This window comes from Paenibacillus tundrae (assembly GCF_030812775.1).
Classification (GTDB): domain Bacteria; phylum Bacillota; class Bacilli; order Paenibacillales; family Paenibacillaceae; genus Paenibacillus; species Paenibacillus tundrae_A.
In genome coordinates, this window is record NZ_JAUSTI010000018.1 from 60218 (window position 1) to 78957 (window position 18740).

At 45.3% G+C, this 18740-nt stretch carries 15 protein-coding genes; 10 read left to right on the forward strand and 5 right to left on the reverse strand.

What is annotated here, in order from left to right; translation table 11 throughout:
• Window positions 1–14 precede the first annotated feature (14 nt).
• Entirely contained in the window at window positions 15–1091 is a 1077-nt protein-coding gene (locus J2T19_RS23665) for an anthranilate phosphoribosyltransferase (RefSeq protein WP_307220192.1), read from the forward strand.
• Between the two features lie 13 nt (window positions 1092–1104).
• On the opposite strand, the gene J2T19_RS23670 is transcribed toward J2T19_RS23665, so the two are convergent.
• Together J2T19_RS23670 and J2T19_RS23675 are read right to left on the reverse strand one after the other, a co-directional pair.
• Window positions 1105–1653 (reverse strand): acyl-CoA thioesterase, encoded by a 549-nt coding sequence (locus tag J2T19_RS23670; RefSeq protein WP_370874940.1) that lies wholly within the window; start codon window positions 1651–1653, stop codon window positions 1105–1107.
• Window positions 1654–2179: 526 nt separating this feature from the next.
• Window positions 2180–2803, reverse strand: a complete 624-nt coding sequence (locus tag J2T19_RS23675; protein WP_307220194.1) for an acetate uptake transporter — start codon at window positions 2801–2803, stop codon at window positions 2180–2182.
• Between the two features lie 582 nt (window positions 2804–3385).
• Here J2T19_RS23675 and J2T19_RS23680 point away from each other — a divergent pair.
• A complete protein-coding gene (locus J2T19_RS23680; RefSeq protein ID WP_056703391.1) occupies window positions 3386–3571 on the forward strand; it encodes an aspartyl-phosphate phosphatase Spo0E family protein in 186 nt (61 codons plus the stop codon).
• Window positions 3572–3810: 239 nt separating this feature from the next.
• Here the strand turns inward: J2T19_RS23680 and J2T19_RS23685 are convergent, their stop codons facing one another.
• Window positions 3811–4740 carry a response regulator gene (locus tag J2T19_RS23685; RefSeq protein WP_307220197.1) on the reverse strand — a complete coding sequence of 310 codons (930 nt, stop codon included), beginning with the start codon at window positions 4738–4740 and terminating at the stop codon, window positions 3811–3813.
• Window positions 4741–5265: 525 nt separating this feature from the next.
• Between J2T19_RS23685 and J2T19_RS23690 the strand changes: the two genes are divergently transcribed.
• The gene (locus J2T19_RS23690; RefSeq protein ID WP_307220199.1) at window positions 5266–6693 is read left to right on the forward strand and encodes an alanine/glycine:cation symporter family protein; all 1428 of its coding nucleotides are present in this window, start codon (window positions 5266–5268) and stop codon (window positions 6691–6693) included.
• Between the two features lie 165 nt (window positions 6694–6858).
• Here the strand turns inward: J2T19_RS23690 and J2T19_RS23695 are convergent, their stop codons facing one another.
• Window positions 6859–7701 (reverse strand): methyl-accepting chemotaxis protein, encoded by an 843-nt coding sequence (locus J2T19_RS23695; protein WP_307220201.1) that lies wholly within the window; start codon window positions 7699–7701, stop codon window positions 6859–6861.
• 287 nt (window positions 7702–7988) lie between these two features.
• Between J2T19_RS23695 and J2T19_RS23700 the strand changes: the two genes are divergently transcribed.
• On the forward strand, window positions 7989–8681 hold the full coding sequence (locus J2T19_RS23700; protein ID WP_307220203.1) for a Crp/Fnr family transcriptional regulator: 693 nt from the start codon (window positions 7989–7991) through the stop codon (window positions 8679–8681).
• 82 nt (window positions 8682–8763) lie between these two features.
• On the opposite strand, the gene pepT is transcribed toward J2T19_RS23700, so the two are convergent.
• The gene (gene pepT / locus J2T19_RS23705; protein ID WP_307220205.1) at window positions 8764–10002 is read right to left on the reverse strand and encodes a peptidase T; all 1239 of its coding nucleotides are present in this window, start codon (window positions 10000–10002) and stop codon (window positions 8764–8766) included.
• Between the two features lie 222 nt (window positions 10003–10224).
• On the opposite strand from pepT, the gene J2T19_RS23710 reads away from it, so the two are divergent.
• The 6 genes from J2T19_RS23710 to J2T19_RS23735 all read left to right on the forward strand — a co-directional run bounded on the left by J2T19_RS23710 (window position 10225) and on the right by J2T19_RS23735 (window position 18527).
• On the forward strand, window positions 10225–11259 hold the full coding sequence (locus J2T19_RS23710; protein WP_307220207.1) for an NADH:flavin oxidoreductase/NADH oxidase: 1035 nt from the start codon (window positions 10225–10227) through the stop codon (window positions 11257–11259).
• A 21-nt stretch (window positions 11260–11280) separates the two neighbouring features.
• Entirely contained in the window at window positions 11281–11697 is a 417-nt protein-coding gene (locus tag J2T19_RS23715; protein WP_307220209.1) for an SRPBCC family protein, read from the forward strand.
• A gap of 286 nt (window positions 11698–11983) precedes the next feature.
• Window positions 11984–15064 carry a hybrid sensor histidine kinase/response regulator gene (locus tag J2T19_RS23720; RefSeq protein ID WP_307220211.1) on the forward strand — a complete coding sequence of 1027 codons (3081 nt, stop codon included), beginning with the start codon at window positions 11984–11986 and terminating at the stop codon, window positions 15062–15064.
• 143 nt (window positions 15065–15207) lie between these two features.
• Window positions 15208–16371 carry a response regulator gene (locus J2T19_RS23725; protein WP_307220213.1) on the forward strand — a complete coding sequence of 388 codons (1164 nt, stop codon included), beginning with the start codon at window positions 15208–15210 and terminating at the stop codon, window positions 16369–16371.
• A 24-nt stretch (window positions 16372–16395) separates the two neighbouring features.
• Entirely contained in the window at window positions 16396–17742 is a 1347-nt protein-coding gene (locus J2T19_RS23730; protein WP_307220215.1) for a cryptochrome/photolyase family protein, read from the forward strand.
• A 293-nt stretch (window positions 17743–18035) separates the two neighbouring features.
• On the forward strand, window positions 18036–18527 hold the full coding sequence (locus J2T19_RS23735; protein ID WP_307220217.1) for a GyrI-like domain-containing protein: 492 nt from the start codon (window positions 18036–18038) through the stop codon (window positions 18525–18527).
• The last annotated feature ends 213 nt before the right edge of the window (window positions 18528–18740 follow it).

Genomic DNA, 18740 nt, shown 5'->3' on the forward strand with positions numbered 1-18740 from the left:
AAGGAGGGATCATCATGAATATGTCTGAGATTCTCAGGGAAGTCGGACGGGGTAAACGAGGTTCACGGGATTTAAACTATGCCGAGGCGTTGGCTGTTGCGGAGAAGATTCTGAAGCAGGAGGTATCACCAGCCCAGGCAGGAGCCTTTTTGATGGCTGAGCGAATGAAGATGGAGAATGTTGAAGAACTCGAAGCTTTCATTCATGCATGCCGCAACAGTGCGGACAGAATGTCTCTTTTCGATAATGGACTCGATTGTGCAGGACCTTATGATGGACGAACGAAGTCGTTTATGGCGACGTTTCCGGTTGCCTTTGTATTAGCTGCTGCGGGTGTCCCTGTAACATTGCATGGGAGCGAGCCTTTGCCCCCTAAGTGGGGAGTAACACTGCCAGTGCTGCTAAGAGAAGCGGGAATTCATACGTCTACCATGAATCGGGAAGATGCCACGCGTGCAGCCTCTCGTACCAATGTGATGTTTGTTTCCTCAGAGGACTGGTGTCTTCCATTGAAAGAGCTTCGGCCGCTTCGGGAGGAGCTTGGCTTCCGCACGGTGTTCAACACAGCGGAGAAGTTAATTGATTTTAATCACTCGCCTTATCTTATTTTTGGTGTGTTCCATAATACATTTCTAGATCGGATTGCGAAGCTGCTCACCAAATTTAATTACCGCCGAGCATATGTTGTGCAGGGCATGGAAGGCTCTGAGGATCTGTACATTGACCGACCTACACGGGTATACGCGGTGGAAGCTGGGGAGATGAAGCTTGAGCTGATCGATCCTGCTGCATATGAACTGGATATTCCTGTGCCTGATTTGGTCTGGACGGCTGCGAAGCAGTTGGAAGTAGCAGAAGCGGTGTTAAGTGGTTCAGGGCATACAGCCTTTATGAACCAGGTTCTGTTAAATGCTGGATTCCGTTTATATGCTGCTGAGCGTGTTGGGTCTGTCGAGGAAGGTATCTACACGTGCCAGAGTGTGCTGGATAGCGGAGCGGCATATCGCTTATATCAAGAATGGTGCGTCTCGATGGGTGGAGAGCTACCGGATAGCAGAGCGGTGTCTGCCTATCCGGCATCGTCCGGTTAATCTGTAATATATATCAGTCCCAAGGATAACTAACGGTCAGGAAGTCAGCGAATTTCTTGCTCTCTTCCCGCCGCTGCTTCCGCATGGCCGCCCGAGCTGGAGCGGTCTCATACAGTTTCAGTTCTTCTTCCGTCTCCGGGATCAAGCGTGGAACGATGAGTTTGCGGTTGTTTTCGTCCAGGGCAACAAAGGTCAAGAAAGCAGTCGCAGCGATTTTTTTCTCACCTGTCTTCAGATCTTCGCGGATCACTTTCACAAAAATCTCCATGGAACTGCGTCCTGTCCAAGAAGCGAATGACTCCAGTGTCACGGAATCCGTAGGGTTAATGGGATACAAGAAGTCGACAGAATCGGTTGAAGCGGTCACGGTATTGACTCTGCACAGTTTGGAAGCTGCAATGGATGCAATATCATCAATGTAGGACATCAGCTTGCCGCCAAATAACGTATTATGATTGTTACAGTCGGTCGGAAATACCCTTGCTGTCTTATAACAGCGTGTCTCGCGCGCATACTTTCTCTCCACTTGATCTAGCTCTGTAGGTTTAGGGATCTCTCTCATGTCATTTCCTCCTGACAGTATGGATGGTGCTTGTCTGTAACCTTGCCCTGTACTCTTCTGCTAATACTTATCTCTGTTTGTTTTTTTCTCTTGAAGTGATCGTACTTTTTTAGAAGTCGCACTTAAAGCCGCACTTCTAGGAGTGTCTGAAAACTCCGAAGGACGCAGATTTTGCCGAATTTTCGTTCCAGGCCAGGAAGTTTTCCGCAGGCGTGCCGGGGCACGTCAAGGGAAAGTGACGCAGCAGTAGACGAAAAGGGGGTAAAAGATGCACTTCAGCGATTTTTCAGACACGACTTAGTATAGGTTTCGGTCATTTTGATATACAAATGTAGCGAATTTTCAGACACGACCTAGAGTGTGAATTAAAAAAACCGCCAGGCGCGGACCGGCGCGCGGGCGGTTAGTGTATTGATTGTGCACCACTACGAACCTGATACTCTCAAGATAGAGGCCTTCAAGCACATTGCTTGGAGGCTTCTTCTTCGTGGATGCGGATCGCTTGCATGTATGGCTTGCTGGTATGTTAAGCCTTAGGTTTGAAAATGCCCGAAGGGCCTCCGATTGGCAAGAACTCCCGTCCGAAGTGAGCGTTCAGTACAGAAGCACCTGTGCCATACAATGACACGACTCCGATCGCAAGTTCTGCATAAGCTGCGATGGTATGGAAGATGTGCGGAGCTATGCCGAAAGCATCAAAGGTCAGACCAAGGAACAAGAAGTCAATCAGAATAAAGATAATAAGCAATACTTTGTTGGCTTCCACAGCACCCAGGGTCATGAAGAGGGTGAACACGAGATATCCGGCAAAAGCAAATCCGAGCTGTTTACCATCAGTCTGTTCCGCCAGCGTTGAGCCGAATACGCCCATTTTAATCATCCAGTTTGCTCCCATAGCAAACCAGAAGAAGGCATATGCGCCAAAGGCAGTAGTACCAAAGGTATTGTTGCGTTTGGAGTCTTGAATGCAGGCGAACAACTGAGCGAATGCACCCAGGAAGATTGCCCAAGGAATAGCGTAGCTAAGTCCTTCAGTGATGCCGAGCTTCTGAGAAGAAGCAACAAGTGTAACGATAGCCAACCCAAATAACCCCATTGCGCTGGGATCGGCGTTTATGATTTTAACTTGTGTCCGTGAATCAGTTTGCATGGTGTTGATAAGCCTCCAATAATATCATATCAGGATCATGGGCTTGTATAAGCCGTCCTCTAAACTATATCGTTCGTATCCGCCGGGTCCGGACACACACATCGCCCTATTGTACCCGAATGAATCCGTTATGGAAAGGGATTTTATTACCTTATGATGGCCGTTGTGGACAGTTATTAGACAAATGTTAGCCACATGTATCCAAATAATAGGGTTAGGCAAGCTGAATTGAGGTAACGAAATGGGTTTGTTAAGCTCTAAATATATATAGCGCACCTCTGTTTACTAGGAATTAATCCAGTGGGCGAACTTGTAGGCGGGTGGGGTGCTTTTCTTAAAGGGGTACACAATAATGACACATTTGTTAGTAGAGCAATTGAAGGAGTAAATAGGTAAAATAGGGAAGGCAATAAAGGCGTTAGCTTAGGGGTTTGGGGTAAATATTAACCTAACGATAATTCCTACTATCAAAAAATGGAGTAAGATACAAAACATCCATGGCTCTTATGCCATATGTTAAACCAACTATAGATTGACAGAAAAATCTAGAATATAACACAGAAATAAGGAGGTCTTAGGCAAATGGTTATGAGTTTGGATTTAATTAATCGGATCGAGAAAGCCAGACGTAGCCTTCACATGTTGGTCGAACATCATGGGGGCGGGCTAGGGCATCCCGACGTCATTCGGCAGTCCATGGCTTTGGATGAATTAATCAATGAATACAATCGATTAAATCGGAGTCAGACCAGGGCGAGAATGATATAATTCCAAGCGATATCAATGAACATATTCAACCTTTTTACATATAGATTAATATCGTTGTATCCCATATTTGGAGCTGAGATGCTGGCAGGCATCCTTCGCAATCCAAAGCGGATTTTTTGAATAATCTTTATAAATCGTTTATCCCTATGCGGGCATGAAAAAACTGGAACATACAGCACAAGAACAAAGGGCTGTATCATTCCAGTTCGGTCATGTCCGTATTATTGTGCGCTGGCCTCCTAATGTAGCAAGCGCTTGGCTTCCAGATAGAGAACTTGGACAAATTTCTTTGTGTTAATGCGCGTCTGGGACAAGGAGGGTTCCACATTGTTTTGTAGCTCAAGCATTTTCTTGCGGATCTCTGTAAAGTCGAAAAATTTGGATGCGTAATTCTCAAACTTAGGATGGGTGTAATCCGTCAGTCCTAATGAAACGACATGGCTTAACGTCTGGAAGATCGCTCGACGAACACGTTGCTCTGATGCTTTTACCTCCTTGGTTATTTCAGCGGCTGAAGCATCGGCTCCCAGCTTACGGATGGCCACATTGTGAAAAATATCTTTGAGCGACGGCAGCGTATACGTGGATACCTTCTGGTCTTCCGTCTCGAGCTGTTCCAGATATTCAAGCATATCCAGAAGGTCTCTGCTGCCTGCCTCACCAATCATCCCCATCTCGGATAGGAGGAAGTGTCCTGCCGTTGCAATGGTTTTGTCAGGAGCTTGCGAGGCTGTGCGTTCTGGGGTTTGCAGTCGAGACAAGCCTTGAAGTGTACGCTGAATATCCTGAATCGATTGTTGCATGCGCAAACGCTCCTCGACTAAACGCAGAACAGACATAATCTCCAATCGATTAATGGGCTTCGTAACATAGTATTCTACCCCAAGAGAATAGGCTTCCCCAATCATATTTTTGGACTCAATCTGGGAGATCATGACGACCTTTCCGTCGAATCGTCCTTCTAGTGCGCGCACGGTTTGTATCCCGTCTCGTTGCGGCATGAGTAGATCAATGAGCAGGACGTCTACCTTATGCATCTCTAACAGATCAGCATGAATATGAATTCCGTCCTCGGCTTCTCCAGCAATTTCCCCAAGCCCCTCATCTTCAATAATATCAATCAGCATAGAGCGAACTCCCGCATCATCATCCACAATAAAATAACGCATTCTCAGTCTCCTCCCCTCTTGATAAGGGATGTAATTGGCACATCAATAGATAAAGACGGTATTCCCGTCATCGTTGTCGTTGGTTGAACATCATTATTCTTATCATACTTCGTTCCCTATCCCGATGTGAAGACCATGGAATCCCATTACATCATGTTGAACGTTACAAACTCTTATTGAAGATAGCTTAGTGTATCAGATACGGTTCTTTTTTGAATGGTGATGTTAGGTAACGTAACAGCGTTTGAGCCGAAACTCGATTTTTTATAAAAAAATTAAATGATTCGATGTAGGTATTTGTCGATTTCCGTAGTTGAGATTGTAGTATAGGTAACATCTATAAGAGTATAACCATGCTTATGTGTAATGGTACAAACCATATGCACTTAACGACAAGTGTATCCAGATTCAAGCAGCCCATTCTGGGCGACTCATATTGTGCATGAATCTAGGATTGAAACAACATTTCAGTCGTGCAATTAGAGGGGCTATATAACGAACAAAAAAGTAAAAGGGGTGTTGCCGATGGAGCAAGCAATACAAGATATCGTTGTCAATTTCAACGATTTTCTATGGTCTAAGCTATTAATTATATTGTTGGTCGTATGTGGTGTGTACTTCACAACCAAAACCAAGTTCATGCAGTTCCGTATGATCGGTGATATGGTGAAGGTGCTCGCTGAGCCTCGAAGCAAGGAACCGGGTAAAATCTCGCCGTTCCAGGCTTTCTGTATTAGTATGGCCGCACGTGTAGGCACAGGAAACATCACAGGTATAGCCATTGCTATAGCACTTGGTGGCCCTGGAGCCGTATTCTGGATGTGGATCATCGCCATTATTGGTTCCGCCTCCAGCTTCGTGGAGAGTACGCTTGCTCAGATCTATAAAATCAAAGACAATGGTGGATTTCGCGGAGGTCCTGCCTATTATATGGAGCGGGGGCTTGGTAAGCGCTGGATGGGTGTTCTTTTTGCGATTCTCATTACATTGTCTTTCGGGCTTGTCTTTAACGCTGTGCAGTCAAACACGATTACAGTAGCATTCCAAAATTCATTTGGCATGGATCGGTTGACGGTTGGAATTGTTATGGCCGTGATATTTGCAGCCATCATCATGGGCGGTGTGAAGCGGATAGCCAAGGCATCGGAGTACATCGTTGTGGTTCTAGCTGTCTTGTATATTGGTGTGGCGGCATTTGTTGTGCTGTCGAACATCACACAGCTTCCGGCCATGATTGTCCTCATTGTAAAGAATGCCTTCGGCATTGAACAGGTAGCCGGCGGTACGCTAGGAGCGGCATTAATGAACGGGGTTAAACGTGGTTTGTTCTCCAATGAAGCAGGTATGGGTAGTGCACCGAATGCCGCAGCCACAGCAGATACGTCTCACCCTGTGAAGCAAGGACTTATTCAAGCCTTTGGCGTGCTGACAGACACACTGATCATCTGTACAAGTACTGCGATGATTATTTTATTATCAGGCGTGTATCAAGGCTCAGACTTAGGTGGTATTGAATTGACCCAGGCTGCATTGAGTGTGCATATCGGATCATGGGCTTCTGGTTTTCTCGCGATTATGATATTCCTATTTGCTTTCAGTACACTTATCGGAAACTATTATTACGGCGAAACGAATATTGAATTTATCAAATCCAATAAGGGATGGCTATGGCTGTATCGTGTGAGTGTTATTGCTATGGTTCTGTTCGGAGCAGTAGCTAAAGTACAGCTGGTTTGGGATCTGGCAGACTTGTTCATGGGACTAATGGTTGTCGTGAACCTGATTGCAATTCTAATGTTGTCCAAAGTAACGTTCGCCGCTCTGAAGGATTATAAGAAACAGAAAGCCGAAGGACATAACCCGGTCTTTACACGTGATCGAATTCAGATCCCGGGTGAAGTAGAGTGCTGGGAATCTGAGGCGGAAGTAGTGACTAACCAGAGTAAAGCGTAAAATGTAGCTTTGAAGTGGTTTGTATGGATACTAGACCATGCACACTAATGGAGATAAATGAAAATAAACAGGGCTTCTACAATCCCATAAAGGGATAAGAAGCCCTGTTTGTCACATTCCCTATTATGGGGTAGAGATGGCTCTACCCGGGAAGTGCATTTTCGTTTATTTGGAGATCGAGTAGCTGATCAGTTGCTCGGACAAAGTTTTCATCTGTTCGCCGGTCTGGTTCAGCTTATCAATGACATCGGTGAAGGATTGAACCAGGTTAGCTTGTTCTTGGGAAGAAGCAGCAATCTGGGAAACCTCAACCTCCATCTGTTTGATTACCTGCTGAACATCTTTCAGGCTGGCATCAATATCTGTCGTTGCTTGTTTGGCATCCACAGACAGCTTACGCACTTCAGAAGCGACAACGCCAAATCCTGCGCCTGCTTCACCCACGCGTGCTGCTTCAATCGCAGCATTAAGTCCGAGTAGATTCGTTTGCTCAGAGATCTCACGAATGAATCCAGCGACTTTGTTAATCTGGGAGGAATTTTGCACGGCAAGGCGCGCGTTCTCGAGAATCTGTTCACTGGTCGCTTGCAATTCCTCAGCATGAGCCGCGACATGTTGAACCATATCCACCAGATTTGTATTGATATTGTGGTTTTCCTGTATAATATCCTCAAGTTGATTCTGGTTCGTCTGATCATAGGATACGCAGAAAACCGCTACAACGTTGTTGTGGTCATCAAAGATGGGGATGTTCAGTGTATCAAGCTCACGGCCAAAAACTTCGACGGGAAGCTTTGAAAGTGTAGCCTCACGTCCGTTGGTCAGTACAGCAAAGTTTCTATAACTGTCCAACAGATCCATACCTTTACGGAAACCAAGGTCGACGAAATTCTGCGTTGTAAATACCTCTACGACTTTTTCATGATCATAGAGGGTCAAGCTAGCAGGTTCTCTAAGAATCAGACTAATATAAGGCATAGCTTTCGTAAGAGCATCGATTACATTCATGGGTTAAAGCCACCTTTTCTATATTTATAATTTAAATTGGTATTATCGGACGCACGTAACACTGTATATTTCATCGGACGTAAGGAGATAATCCTGAACGCCTTTTTAGATAAAATAATGACAGTTTTCAGTCTTATTTTTAAATTGTCTTCCATTAAAACTGATTTACTGGATATAAGTGTTAGTTGTAACTGTTTTTATATCAAGATATTTGTAGAGATGCATATCAATTTTGGGACATATGTCCGTTTCTGTACGTTATTAGGGTGAGAAGGAGGCTTGGCTGGATGAGAGAAATTATGGATTTTGAGCGGATGCGTCAGCTTGCGCGTGACCATGAATTAGACCAGGTGTTGGATCCATCTGCATTCGCTGAGCTCAGACTGCTTGAGGCTTCTAAAGGGGAAATCATCTGTGCCAAAGGAGAACGACCCGAGCGTCTCTATTTCCTAGTTCAGGGTAAACTCAAAATCTATACCACGCTACCCAATGGCAAATCTCTGTTGCTTCGCTTCAGCACCCCACTTGCACTTGTATGCGATCTGGAACTGGTGAACGGCAAAGAAGCGAAAAATACAGTCGAATCGGTTAACAAAAGTTTGCTGCTCGCTGTCAGCTATCGTTACCTGCAAAACACGTATGCTGAGAATGCAAAATTCCTACATTTCATGCTTGAACAGGTGACACATAAGCTGTACACGTTCTCTAACCTATCGAGTTTAAATCTGTTGTATCCGGTCGAAAGTCGGTTCGCGAGTTATATGCTGTCTATCATGGAGCAGGAGAACGAGGTGACTGAAGAGATTCAGACCTCCAAGCTGACCGAGCTTGCGGACATGTTAGGTACGAGTTACAGACATCTGAACCGTGTGATTCTGGATCTGAGCGAGCGGAATATTATACGTAAAGAGCAGCGCAAGATTGTGATTAACAATCTAGAAGAGTTGCGCGAAATTGCAGGTGGAAATATGTATGAGTGACAGAAAAAAGCACCCTTCTTGCCAGATGCAATGAGGGTGCTAATTCATTTGAAGCGATCCCTATCGTTGGATCTCTGAACTGTTAAATCTCTCCTCGATCCTCGAACAATTGAGCAATCTCCACAATAACCTGAGTGGCTTTGACCATGTTATCAACCGATACATATTCGAATTTACCATGATAGTTCTCGCCGCCTGTGAAAATATTAGGGGTAGGCATACCCATGTAGGAGAGTTGGGAGCCGTCTGTTCCACCACGGATTGGACGAATGATTGGCTCAATATCAAGGCGCGTCATGGCTTCATGTGCAATATCTACAATCTGACGCACAGGTTCAATTTTCTCACGCATGTTGTAGTACTGATCGTTGATCTCGATGGTTATGCTCTTCTCGCCATATTTGGCTTTGAGTTCATTCGTTACATTCAGAAGGTAGGTTTTACGTTCCTCGAACTTCTCGCGATCAAAGTCACGAATAATATAGCTCATTTTGGTCAGTTCAACGTCGCCTTCGATGGACAAGAGGTGGTAGAAGCCTTCATAACCTTCAGTGAATTCGGGTGCTTCTTCTACTGGCAGACGACGATTCAGTTCCATCGCAATTTTAGCGGAATTGACCATTTTGCCTTTCGCTGTACCAGGATGCACATTGGTGCCCCGCACTGTAATCTTAGCTGCTGCGGCATTGAAGCTCTCATATTCCAGCTCTCCGAGTGGGCCGCCATCAACTGTATAAGCATATTTCGCTCCGAATGCAGCCACGTCAAACTTATGTGGGCCACGACCGATTTCTTCATCAGGGGTGAACGCGACACGGATTGTCCCGTGCTTCAGTTCCGGATGTTCAATCAGGTAGGCCATCGCCGTTATAATCTCAGCAATGCCTGCCTTGTTGTCTGCACCAAGAAGTGTTGTACCATCGGTTGTAATTAAGGTGTGCCCTTTGTATTCACGCAGTTCTGGGAAGTCGGTCGTGGACAGAACAACATCCAGCTCTTTATTCAATGTGATATCTTGTCCATCATAATTGGAGATGACCTGTGGTTTAACATCTTTGCCCGTAAAATCGGTAGCCGTATCCAGATGTGCGAGGAAACCAATCACAGGAACGTCTTTGTCTGTATTGGAAGGGAGCGTTGCCATCACATAACCGTTCTCATCCATGGTAACGTCCTGCAGCCCAATGGACTGACACTCCTTAACAAGTAATTCCCCTAGCGCCAATTGACCTGGAGTGGAAGGGCACGTTTCATTGTTTTCATCAGATTGTGTATCCATCTGCACATAAGTGGTTAATCTTTGGATTAGAATGTCTTTCACCATTAATCGCTCCTTTAGATTTAATCTCTACGGGTATAATATCACGTTTGGCAGGGTATTCGCTGATTGGCGCCTGTTTGAAGAAGTTAGGTATAAAAAAGGGTACTAGGGCACAGAAATGTACGTACTTGTATTCCGGTAGGTAAAGTTCATAATAAAAATGACGCAAGCTAACAGGCTCAATATATATATTAGAAGATTTGAATAGGAGATGTAGCCCATATGTCAGAGACTTTATTTTCTCCCTATCAGTTCAAGGGATTACAGTTAAATAATCGTATTGTTATGGCGCCAATGTGCCAGTATTCCGTAGATGCTAAGGATGGTACTCCTAATGAGTGGCACCAGGTGCACTATGTGAGTCGCGCTGTTGGAGGCACGGGTCTGATTGTCATTGAGATGACAGACGTTGACCCAGATGGACGCATTACCGATAATGACCTCGGGATATGGTCAGACGATCACATTCCAGCTTTTCGCAAGCTGATTGATAGCATACATGCCCACGGTTCCAAAGTTGCGATCCAGATCGCTCACGCAGGACGAAAAGCACAGGATGCTGAGCAGCCTGTTGCACCTTCTGTTGTAACGTTCCCTGGAGAGAACTTCAAGACGCCACGAGCGTTAACGACAGAAGAAGTGGAAGAAATGGTACAGAAATACGCAGACGGTGTCCGCCGTGCGGTTCAAGCAGGTGTAGATGCAATCGAGCTACATGGGGCACACGGATATCTGATGCATCAATTCCACTCCAAGCTGATGAACCATCGGGAAGATAAATATGGTCAGAACTTATCCCAGTTTGGCGTTGAAGTGATTCGTGCGGTGAAAAAGGAAATGCCATCAGATATGCCACTTATTCTGCGGATTTCGGCAGTAGAATATGCTGATGGTGGATATGATATAGATCATACCCTTGAGATGTCTCGTGCCTATCAGGAGGCGGGTGTAGATATGTTCCACATCAGCTCAGGTGGTGAAGGGCCTACAGGACAGAGAAAACCAGGTAACTATCCGGGATATCAGGTTCCTTTTGCACGCCGTTTCCGTGAGGAATTGAACGTTCCTGTCATTGCGGTAGGGTTGCTTGATGAGTATGCCTTAGCCGAAGCGGTTATTGGAAACGGTGATGCTGACTTGGTCGCTATAGGTAGAGGTATGCTGCGTGACCCGTATTGGGCAAACCATGCAGCGCTGGCACTTGGCATTACGAAGGATCAGGCAGGAATTGCGGAGCAATATTCTCGCGGGTACTGAGATTTCTAAGGAGGAAATTGAATGGATTCAGCAAGTGCATTGCCGGATATTCGGCAGCAGGTACTACTTCATGCGCCAGTAAATAAGGTGTGGGAGATCGTGTCCACAGCACAAGGTATGGGACGTTGGTTCATGCCTAGTGACCTTGAAGCAACCGTGGGACATGAATTCATACTGGAGGCTGGACCTTTTGGGCAATCCCCATGCAAGGTGATTGAAGTTAAGCCAGAGCATAAGCTTTCTTTTCGTTGGGGAAAGGACTGGACGCTTACATTTGAACTAGAAGATCAGCCTGAAGGCACTCAATTTACGTTAATTCATAGTGGTTGGGATGCGGATCAATTGACCGAATTCGGACAAGCGCATGCCATCGTACGTGAGCGTATGGAGCAAGGCTGGATAGGAATTGTACAGAAACTTGCGCAAGAGGTTCAATAATTTATTTACTGTAATTCCAATGGAATTATAGTAAATAACAGTGAAATAACAGCGTGAATAGAGCCAGAAAGCTGCAAATTCGATGCGGGCGCGCATGCCGGTAGACGAGTTTGTGGCTTTTTGTTTTGCAAAAATAGCTGCCCCAACTATTTCCGTCAACACGAGAAACGTGTAACATGGATTTATAGAGGTAGGTTGTTCAATAAGATCGCCCTTTTTGAACATGGATTCATGATGGTTAAACGACAAATTTAGACGTTCTTCTCTAGAGACGGAAGGATTTAGGATGAAAAAACACTGGATTATGCTCACGATCAGCTTTATATGCATTGTGATATTTCCGCTGGGTTGGGTAGCACATACCTTAATATCCGATCGCACCAATCCAACCGTCCAGGATGGATTCATAGATCTAACGCAATGGGACTTTGACCAAAAAGGTTCTGCAACGCTTGACGGTGACTGGGATTTCTATCCCAATCAATTGTTGACGCCCGTTGATTTGGAAGCTGATCGATCTGGACGTAAGGCGTTATCGCCTCATTCACAGGTGAAGGTTCCCTCACAGTGGAATAAGACACTTGGTCAAGCACATGGATTCGGTACATATCACGTACGCATGAAGATTAATCCTAATCTCATTAAGAACGATTATGGAATACGCTCTCAGAATATTCGCATGGCTCATCGCATTTTTTTGGACGGCAAAGAAATTGGAGGTAAAGGTCTGCCTGGAATAAATCCAGATATTGATATCCAGCTCAATCTGCCTTTCACCGGTTTTACATCGATAGATGGAGAGAGTGCGGATATTCTTATTCAAGTATCTAACTATAGCTACTCCTCCGGCGGGATTGTTGCCTCAATCTTATTCGGGGATGAACGCAGCATCCAGAATAGTCAGCAATGGAGCTGGCTTACCGATCTTATGGCTCTATTCGGTTTTCTATTTCCTGCGGCATTTTTCTTACTCTTATTCCGATTAAGGCAGAACGAGAGAGAACTCCGGTATCTCGGCTTGTTCAGTCTCGCCGGTGCGATGTATGCATTGACCCATGGAGAGAAATTATTAGGTACACTTCTCCCCTTTCTTCCGAATAACGAGATCCTGCGGATTCAATTCCTTAGTGCAGCCCTTGCGTATTATTATCTGCTTCGGTATATCGATGTTATTGTTCCGGGCGCGGTGCATCAATGGTTTGTTCGACTAGGTGTCATATTGGTCATTCTTCAGTGTGTGATCGGGCTTGTGTTACCACCAGCCGTGTTCTCGCGTCTGACGCCGTATATGTTACTTATTTCTCTCATTGTCATCCTATACTCGCTTAGAGCAATGGTATTTTGGTTGAAAAGGAGAGCTGATGATAGCCATTTTGCATTACTTAGCATGATGAGCCTGATGATGGTTGTGGTGCTGCATACCGTGGGTGCCTTTACCACATGGGATACATCGTTTCTAGCATTGTATGAGCTATTATTATTTATTTTCATACAGATGATTTTAACGGCCATTCGATTTGCGGAATCCTTTCGTGAGGTTGAGGCATTATCTGAGCGGTTGCTTGTTATTGATAGTCTCAAAGATGAATTTATGGCTAATACCTCTCATGAGCTGCGCACGCCACTACACGGCATCATCAATATCGCCCAATCCATGCTGGAGGGAGCGGCAGGTGAGGTTACGAAGAAACAGGCCAAAAACCTATCTATGATCACCTCTACAGGCAAACGCCTCTCCTTGTTAATTAACGATATTCTTGATTTTGCCAAGCTCAAAAATAGTGAAATTGAACTGAAACGAGAAGCTGTCGATCTGGAATCCATTGCGCGTACAGTCGTGGAGGTATCCGACTTCACCTTTGGAGACAAACCGATCGTGTTGCTCCAGCAGTGGCCGCAGGCTATGCCGCTTGTGGAGGCGGATGAGGATCGTCTACGACAGATTCTGTACAATCTGCTTGGAAATGCATACAAGTATACGCATCAAGGTGAGATTCGCCTATTTGCGACGGTTGAGGGTGAACAAGTGACCGTCTCCGTTGCAGATACGGGTGTGGGTATCGCTGAAGATAAGCTGGAAGATATTTTTCAATCCTATGAGCAGGGGAATGGGACAAGTGAAAATGTCATGGGAGGTACGGGGCTAGGGCTGAGTATCACACGTAAGCTTGTTGAATTAAGCGGAGGAACGATATGGGTTGAATCCGTTCCCGGCGAAGGCTCAGTATTCCACTTTACATTGCCTGTCGCACAGACCCACCTGCTTCGAGCGAGCTATAAACCCTCAGCCGCACAATATGTAGCTGCCACCCAGAGTGCTGAGAAGACCAATGGATTCGTTGATGAGCTGGATGAGAACGATCATGCTTTTGAGGCTGATCACACGATTCTAGTTGTGGATGATGATCCGGTTAATCGCCAGGTATTGATTAACTTGTTATCGACGCAGCGCTATCGCGTTATTGCTGCCGATAGCGGAGCCGCTGCTCTGAAGCTGCGAGAGAAACACCCTGACATTGATCTGGTGGTAACGGATTGGATGATGCCTGGCATGTCAGGGATTGAACTGTCCCGTAGATTAAGGGAGCGTAGTTCATTGTCTGAGCTACCTATTCTGATGTTGACGGCGCGTGGCTTGCCTGAGGATATTAAGCTAGGTTTCCAAGCCGGAGCGAATGATTTCCTGAGTAAACCTGTAGATGCAGGCGAACTCCGCGCCCGGGTCAGAACACTGATCGAGATGAAAGTGTCCGTACAAGGAGCAATTCGTACGGAGATGGCCTTCTTACAAGCGCAGATTAAGCCGCATTTTCTCTATAATGCACTCAATGTCATCATTGCCACATGTGCGGTTAATCCAGATAAAGCAACCGACTTGCTGATTGAGTTAAGTCAGTATCTGCGAGGGAGTTTCGACTTCCAGAATAGAGACCAGCTCGTTCCGCTGCACAAGGAGATGGAGCTTGTTGAATCCTATGTGCATTTGGAAAAGGCTCGATTCGAGGAAAGACTGGTTGTTCACTACGAAGTAGAGCCTGGCATTCATCTCTATATCCCTCCACTGAGTATCCAGCCTCTGGTGGAGAATGCTATTCGCCATGGTGTAATGGAGCGTGCGGCCGGAGGAATGGTATCTCTGAAGATTGCTAGGATAGGGACGCGTATCCTGGTACAGGTCGAAGATGATGGTGTGGGCATATCGCCAGAGCGGCTAGCACAGGTTCAATCAGGAAGAACCGAAGGGCCAGGGGGCGTAGGCTTGAAAAATATTAATCGGCGCTTGACCTCACTGTATGGCACAGGATTAGAGATTCAGAGTCATTTGGGGAAAGGGTCAGTTATTCGGTTTTATATACCCCTAGAATAGTTAATTAATATAAAATAATAACTATATATTGGACTTTATATGTACATGTACACCAAACCAGTGTTTGGAAGGTTGTTCGGCATTAAAATGTTCCGTGTAAGTCGTCTTTAGCCATTGTATATAGTTAGGAGGTTAGAGGAGCGGTGAGAGCGATTGTAATCGATGACGAGAAACCCGCGCAGTTGCATTTGGAGCGCCTGTTATTGTCGGACGGACGGATTACACCTGTGCAGTGTTTTTCGACAGCTCGTGAAGGTATTGATTTTCTGGCTAAGAATCGTGTAGATGTCGTATTTCTGGACATCGGCATGCCTGAGATGAATGGATTGGAAGCGGCTGAATATATACAGCAATTGGATTATCAGGTTCAGATTATATTTGTAACGGCATATGCGGACCATGCCGTCGAGGCATTTGAATTACATGCCCTGGATTACGTCTTGAAGCCGTTAAGCTCTGCCAGATTAGCGAAGACAGTAGACCGAATTATGAATGTTGGTGCGGCTCATTCCCAGGTTGCTGTCGCGGCCGAGATCGTAGAGCTCGATGGTAAGGATACACAGGCTCACACAGATATTCCTGGGTTACTCACCTTTAAGCATCTGGATATTTACAGAAGCCTAGCGCCTGAAGCGAAGAAGCATAAGTGGCGTACGACGAAGTCGCAGGAGCTGTTTGCTTTTCTGTTTCATCACCGGGGTGAGTGGGTAAGTAAAGAGGTCATACTGGACAAGTTATGGGCGGACGTCTCTCAAGAGAAGGGTCTGACTCATCTACATACATCGGTGTATCAGATTCGCAAGCTTCTGAAGGAATGGCATATGACGGGCAAATTAGAATACAATATGAACCGCTATCGTCTTCTTGCGGGTAATCTCGTAAGTGACATAGAACAGTTCGAACAGGGAACGAGCTATAGTGAAGTCACCGAAGAGAATGTAGAGCAATTACGGGAATTCGCCGCTCTCTATCGAGGAGACTATCTTGAAGAGCATGATTATCAGTGGTCTCAAGCCAAAGCGCGTGAGCTTAAACGGAAATATATGCAGCTCGTCATGGATATCGCCAAGTGGAATATGCATCATGGACGAGGTAAAGAATCGATTGAGCAGTTAATACAACTACAAGAACGTGAGCCATATGCCGAGGAAATCTGCCGTCTTATGATGGAGGTGTATGCATCTATGGATGATCAACAAGCCATACTCAAATTGTATACCTCGTTCAGACTTACGATATTTGAGGATCTTGGTCACCAACCTGAGCTGGAGACCAGTCAACTTTATCATAAGCTGACGACGAAGTAGTGTAGGCACAGCAGGAGGATATCAATGAAATTGTTCATACATCGTAAAGATCTGCGAATAGATGACCTGGTGGGATTCGATTATTTGCGAGATCAGGGAGTAGAGGGTCTGCACGTGTTTATCTATGACCCATTTTTGCTGCGCCAGGGTCGTGATGAGGAGCACAGTGGTGTAAATTTTCTACAACATGCAGCAGAGCTTGGCAATCAGTACCATGAAGTAGGACAGCATTTACATGTTGCATACGGTAAGCCAGCTGAAGTGGTGGAATACATCTTAGAGCAGATGGAAGGCTGTATTGATGAGGTTGTTGCCCATCGGGATATGACCCCTTATGCGATGGAGCGAGACCGTAGTATACGCAAAGTTACGGATGAACGGAAGGTCACGTTCACCCTTCTAACAGATCATCTATTAATGGATCTTGCAGGTTTTGCGGCATTTACAGGTAAGTCTGAGCCTTATAAGGTGTTTGCTGCATTCCATCGGCGCTGGGTCGAGTTCATGAATGAGCATCCGAACCCACCGTCAGCAACCACTGTTGCAGATCTGAAGGTAAGTGAGCGCAAGATCGAATTTCCTGAATCCATGTCTGTGCCTGAGCATCTATTAACAGATACTATGGTGGAAGATCCATTCCCATTGATGAACGACTTCTTGGCAGAGCGAGTGGTAGACTATGGGGATCATCGGGATGAGTATGAGGCATATGAGCCCAGTCATCTAAGCTCCTATGTGGCTGTTGGTGCGATATCAATCCGTAAAATGTATGATGCTGCCAATCGAGCAGCGGATTCCTACGAATGGATTAGACAGTTATGCTTCCGAGACTTCTATTTGTATCGTGCAGTGTATGAGAGTCACTATTTTACGTATGAGAAGGTATACGATCTCTCGGCATTACACGATGAGCATTTTGAGAAATGGTGTAAGGCGGAGACAGGCATACCAATTATCGATGCAGCCATGACAGAACTGAATGAGACTGGGCGTATGCCGAATAGGCTTCGTATTCTGACAGCGATGTTTCTGACCAAAAATCTGCAGTGTCCCTTTACGTTAGGCGAAGCCTATTTCAGACGGAAACTGCGAGATTATGACAATATCCAGAATCGGGGGAATTGGTTGTGGTGTGCTTCGCTGGGCGAGAACGCTGCTCCCTATTTCAGGGTGAATAATCCAGTAACACAGTCTGAGAAGTATGACCCTCAAGGGGACTATATTCGCAAATGGCAGCCTGATCTGAAGGATATGCACAGTAAAGATATCCATCAGCCGCGAGAACATGCCATTGTCGATCTGAAAGCTTCGCGTCAGGCTGCCATTGAGGTTTATAAAACGATTCTAGCTAGTCGTCCAAAAGAGAACTGAGTTGTTATACTAGGGATTCTTAGAGCTCTTTAGAGAAATACAGTCCCGCAAAAAGCTTGGTGAGACAGGCGATATATAAACTTTACTCCGTAATGATCTCTTGTGATCTTACGGTTTTTTTTGTTTTTAAGATGAATCGTGATAGTGGTTTTATAGTCTTCTGACAGGCGCCAGATTATTTTGAAAGTTAACAAAAATTACAGTTATTTCAACTATATTTGATGTATAATTGTGGAGTGAATTACTAATTACTGGCTGAAAGTGAATTATAAATCGTGAAAGGATGAATGTTCATGGAGCAGGTAAATAGTGTGTTTGAATTGGTGCATAAAGAGGCAAGTGTTGTGGTGGGTATGAAGTGGGAAGGGACTTTTGGCGAGGCAGGAGCCGGTGGCATTCGTGTGGTGCAGTCGGAATTTAAACGTCGGTTGGGCGAGATTCAGCATGTGCTGTATCCTGACGAACTTCTCGGATTATCTTATCACATGACGGAGACAGGGTTCACCCATTATGTTGGCGTTGAGGTCGATCCTAGTGCTACACGGGAGATTCCCGAGGGAATGGAGCGTATTGAGGTTGCTTCAAGCCATTACGCTAAGCGTAACCACAGGAAAGGCCAGAATATCGAAGCTTCATATAACGAGTTATATGTGGGGATTGAAGCTAGTGAATATCAGTTAGCCGGAGGTGCGCTTACGCATTACGAAGTGTACCCTATGACTCAGAAGACGGATGAGTCTGATCCTGAGTTTACCATTTTCATCCCGGTCATCCATAAATCATAATACATATACTATCGGACCCTAAAGACCGCACTGTTGCGGTCTTTTTGCTATGGATGGACATGAAAAACATGTGAAATCTGCTTGAAAATTTAAAAAATGTTAAGAAAATGGACTATCCATATTAAGTTTTATGCTTTTTAATAGAGAGAGTGTGTTTATTATAATAAGTCATATCTAACATATCGACGAACAAAATGAAGGAGAAACGCTAAA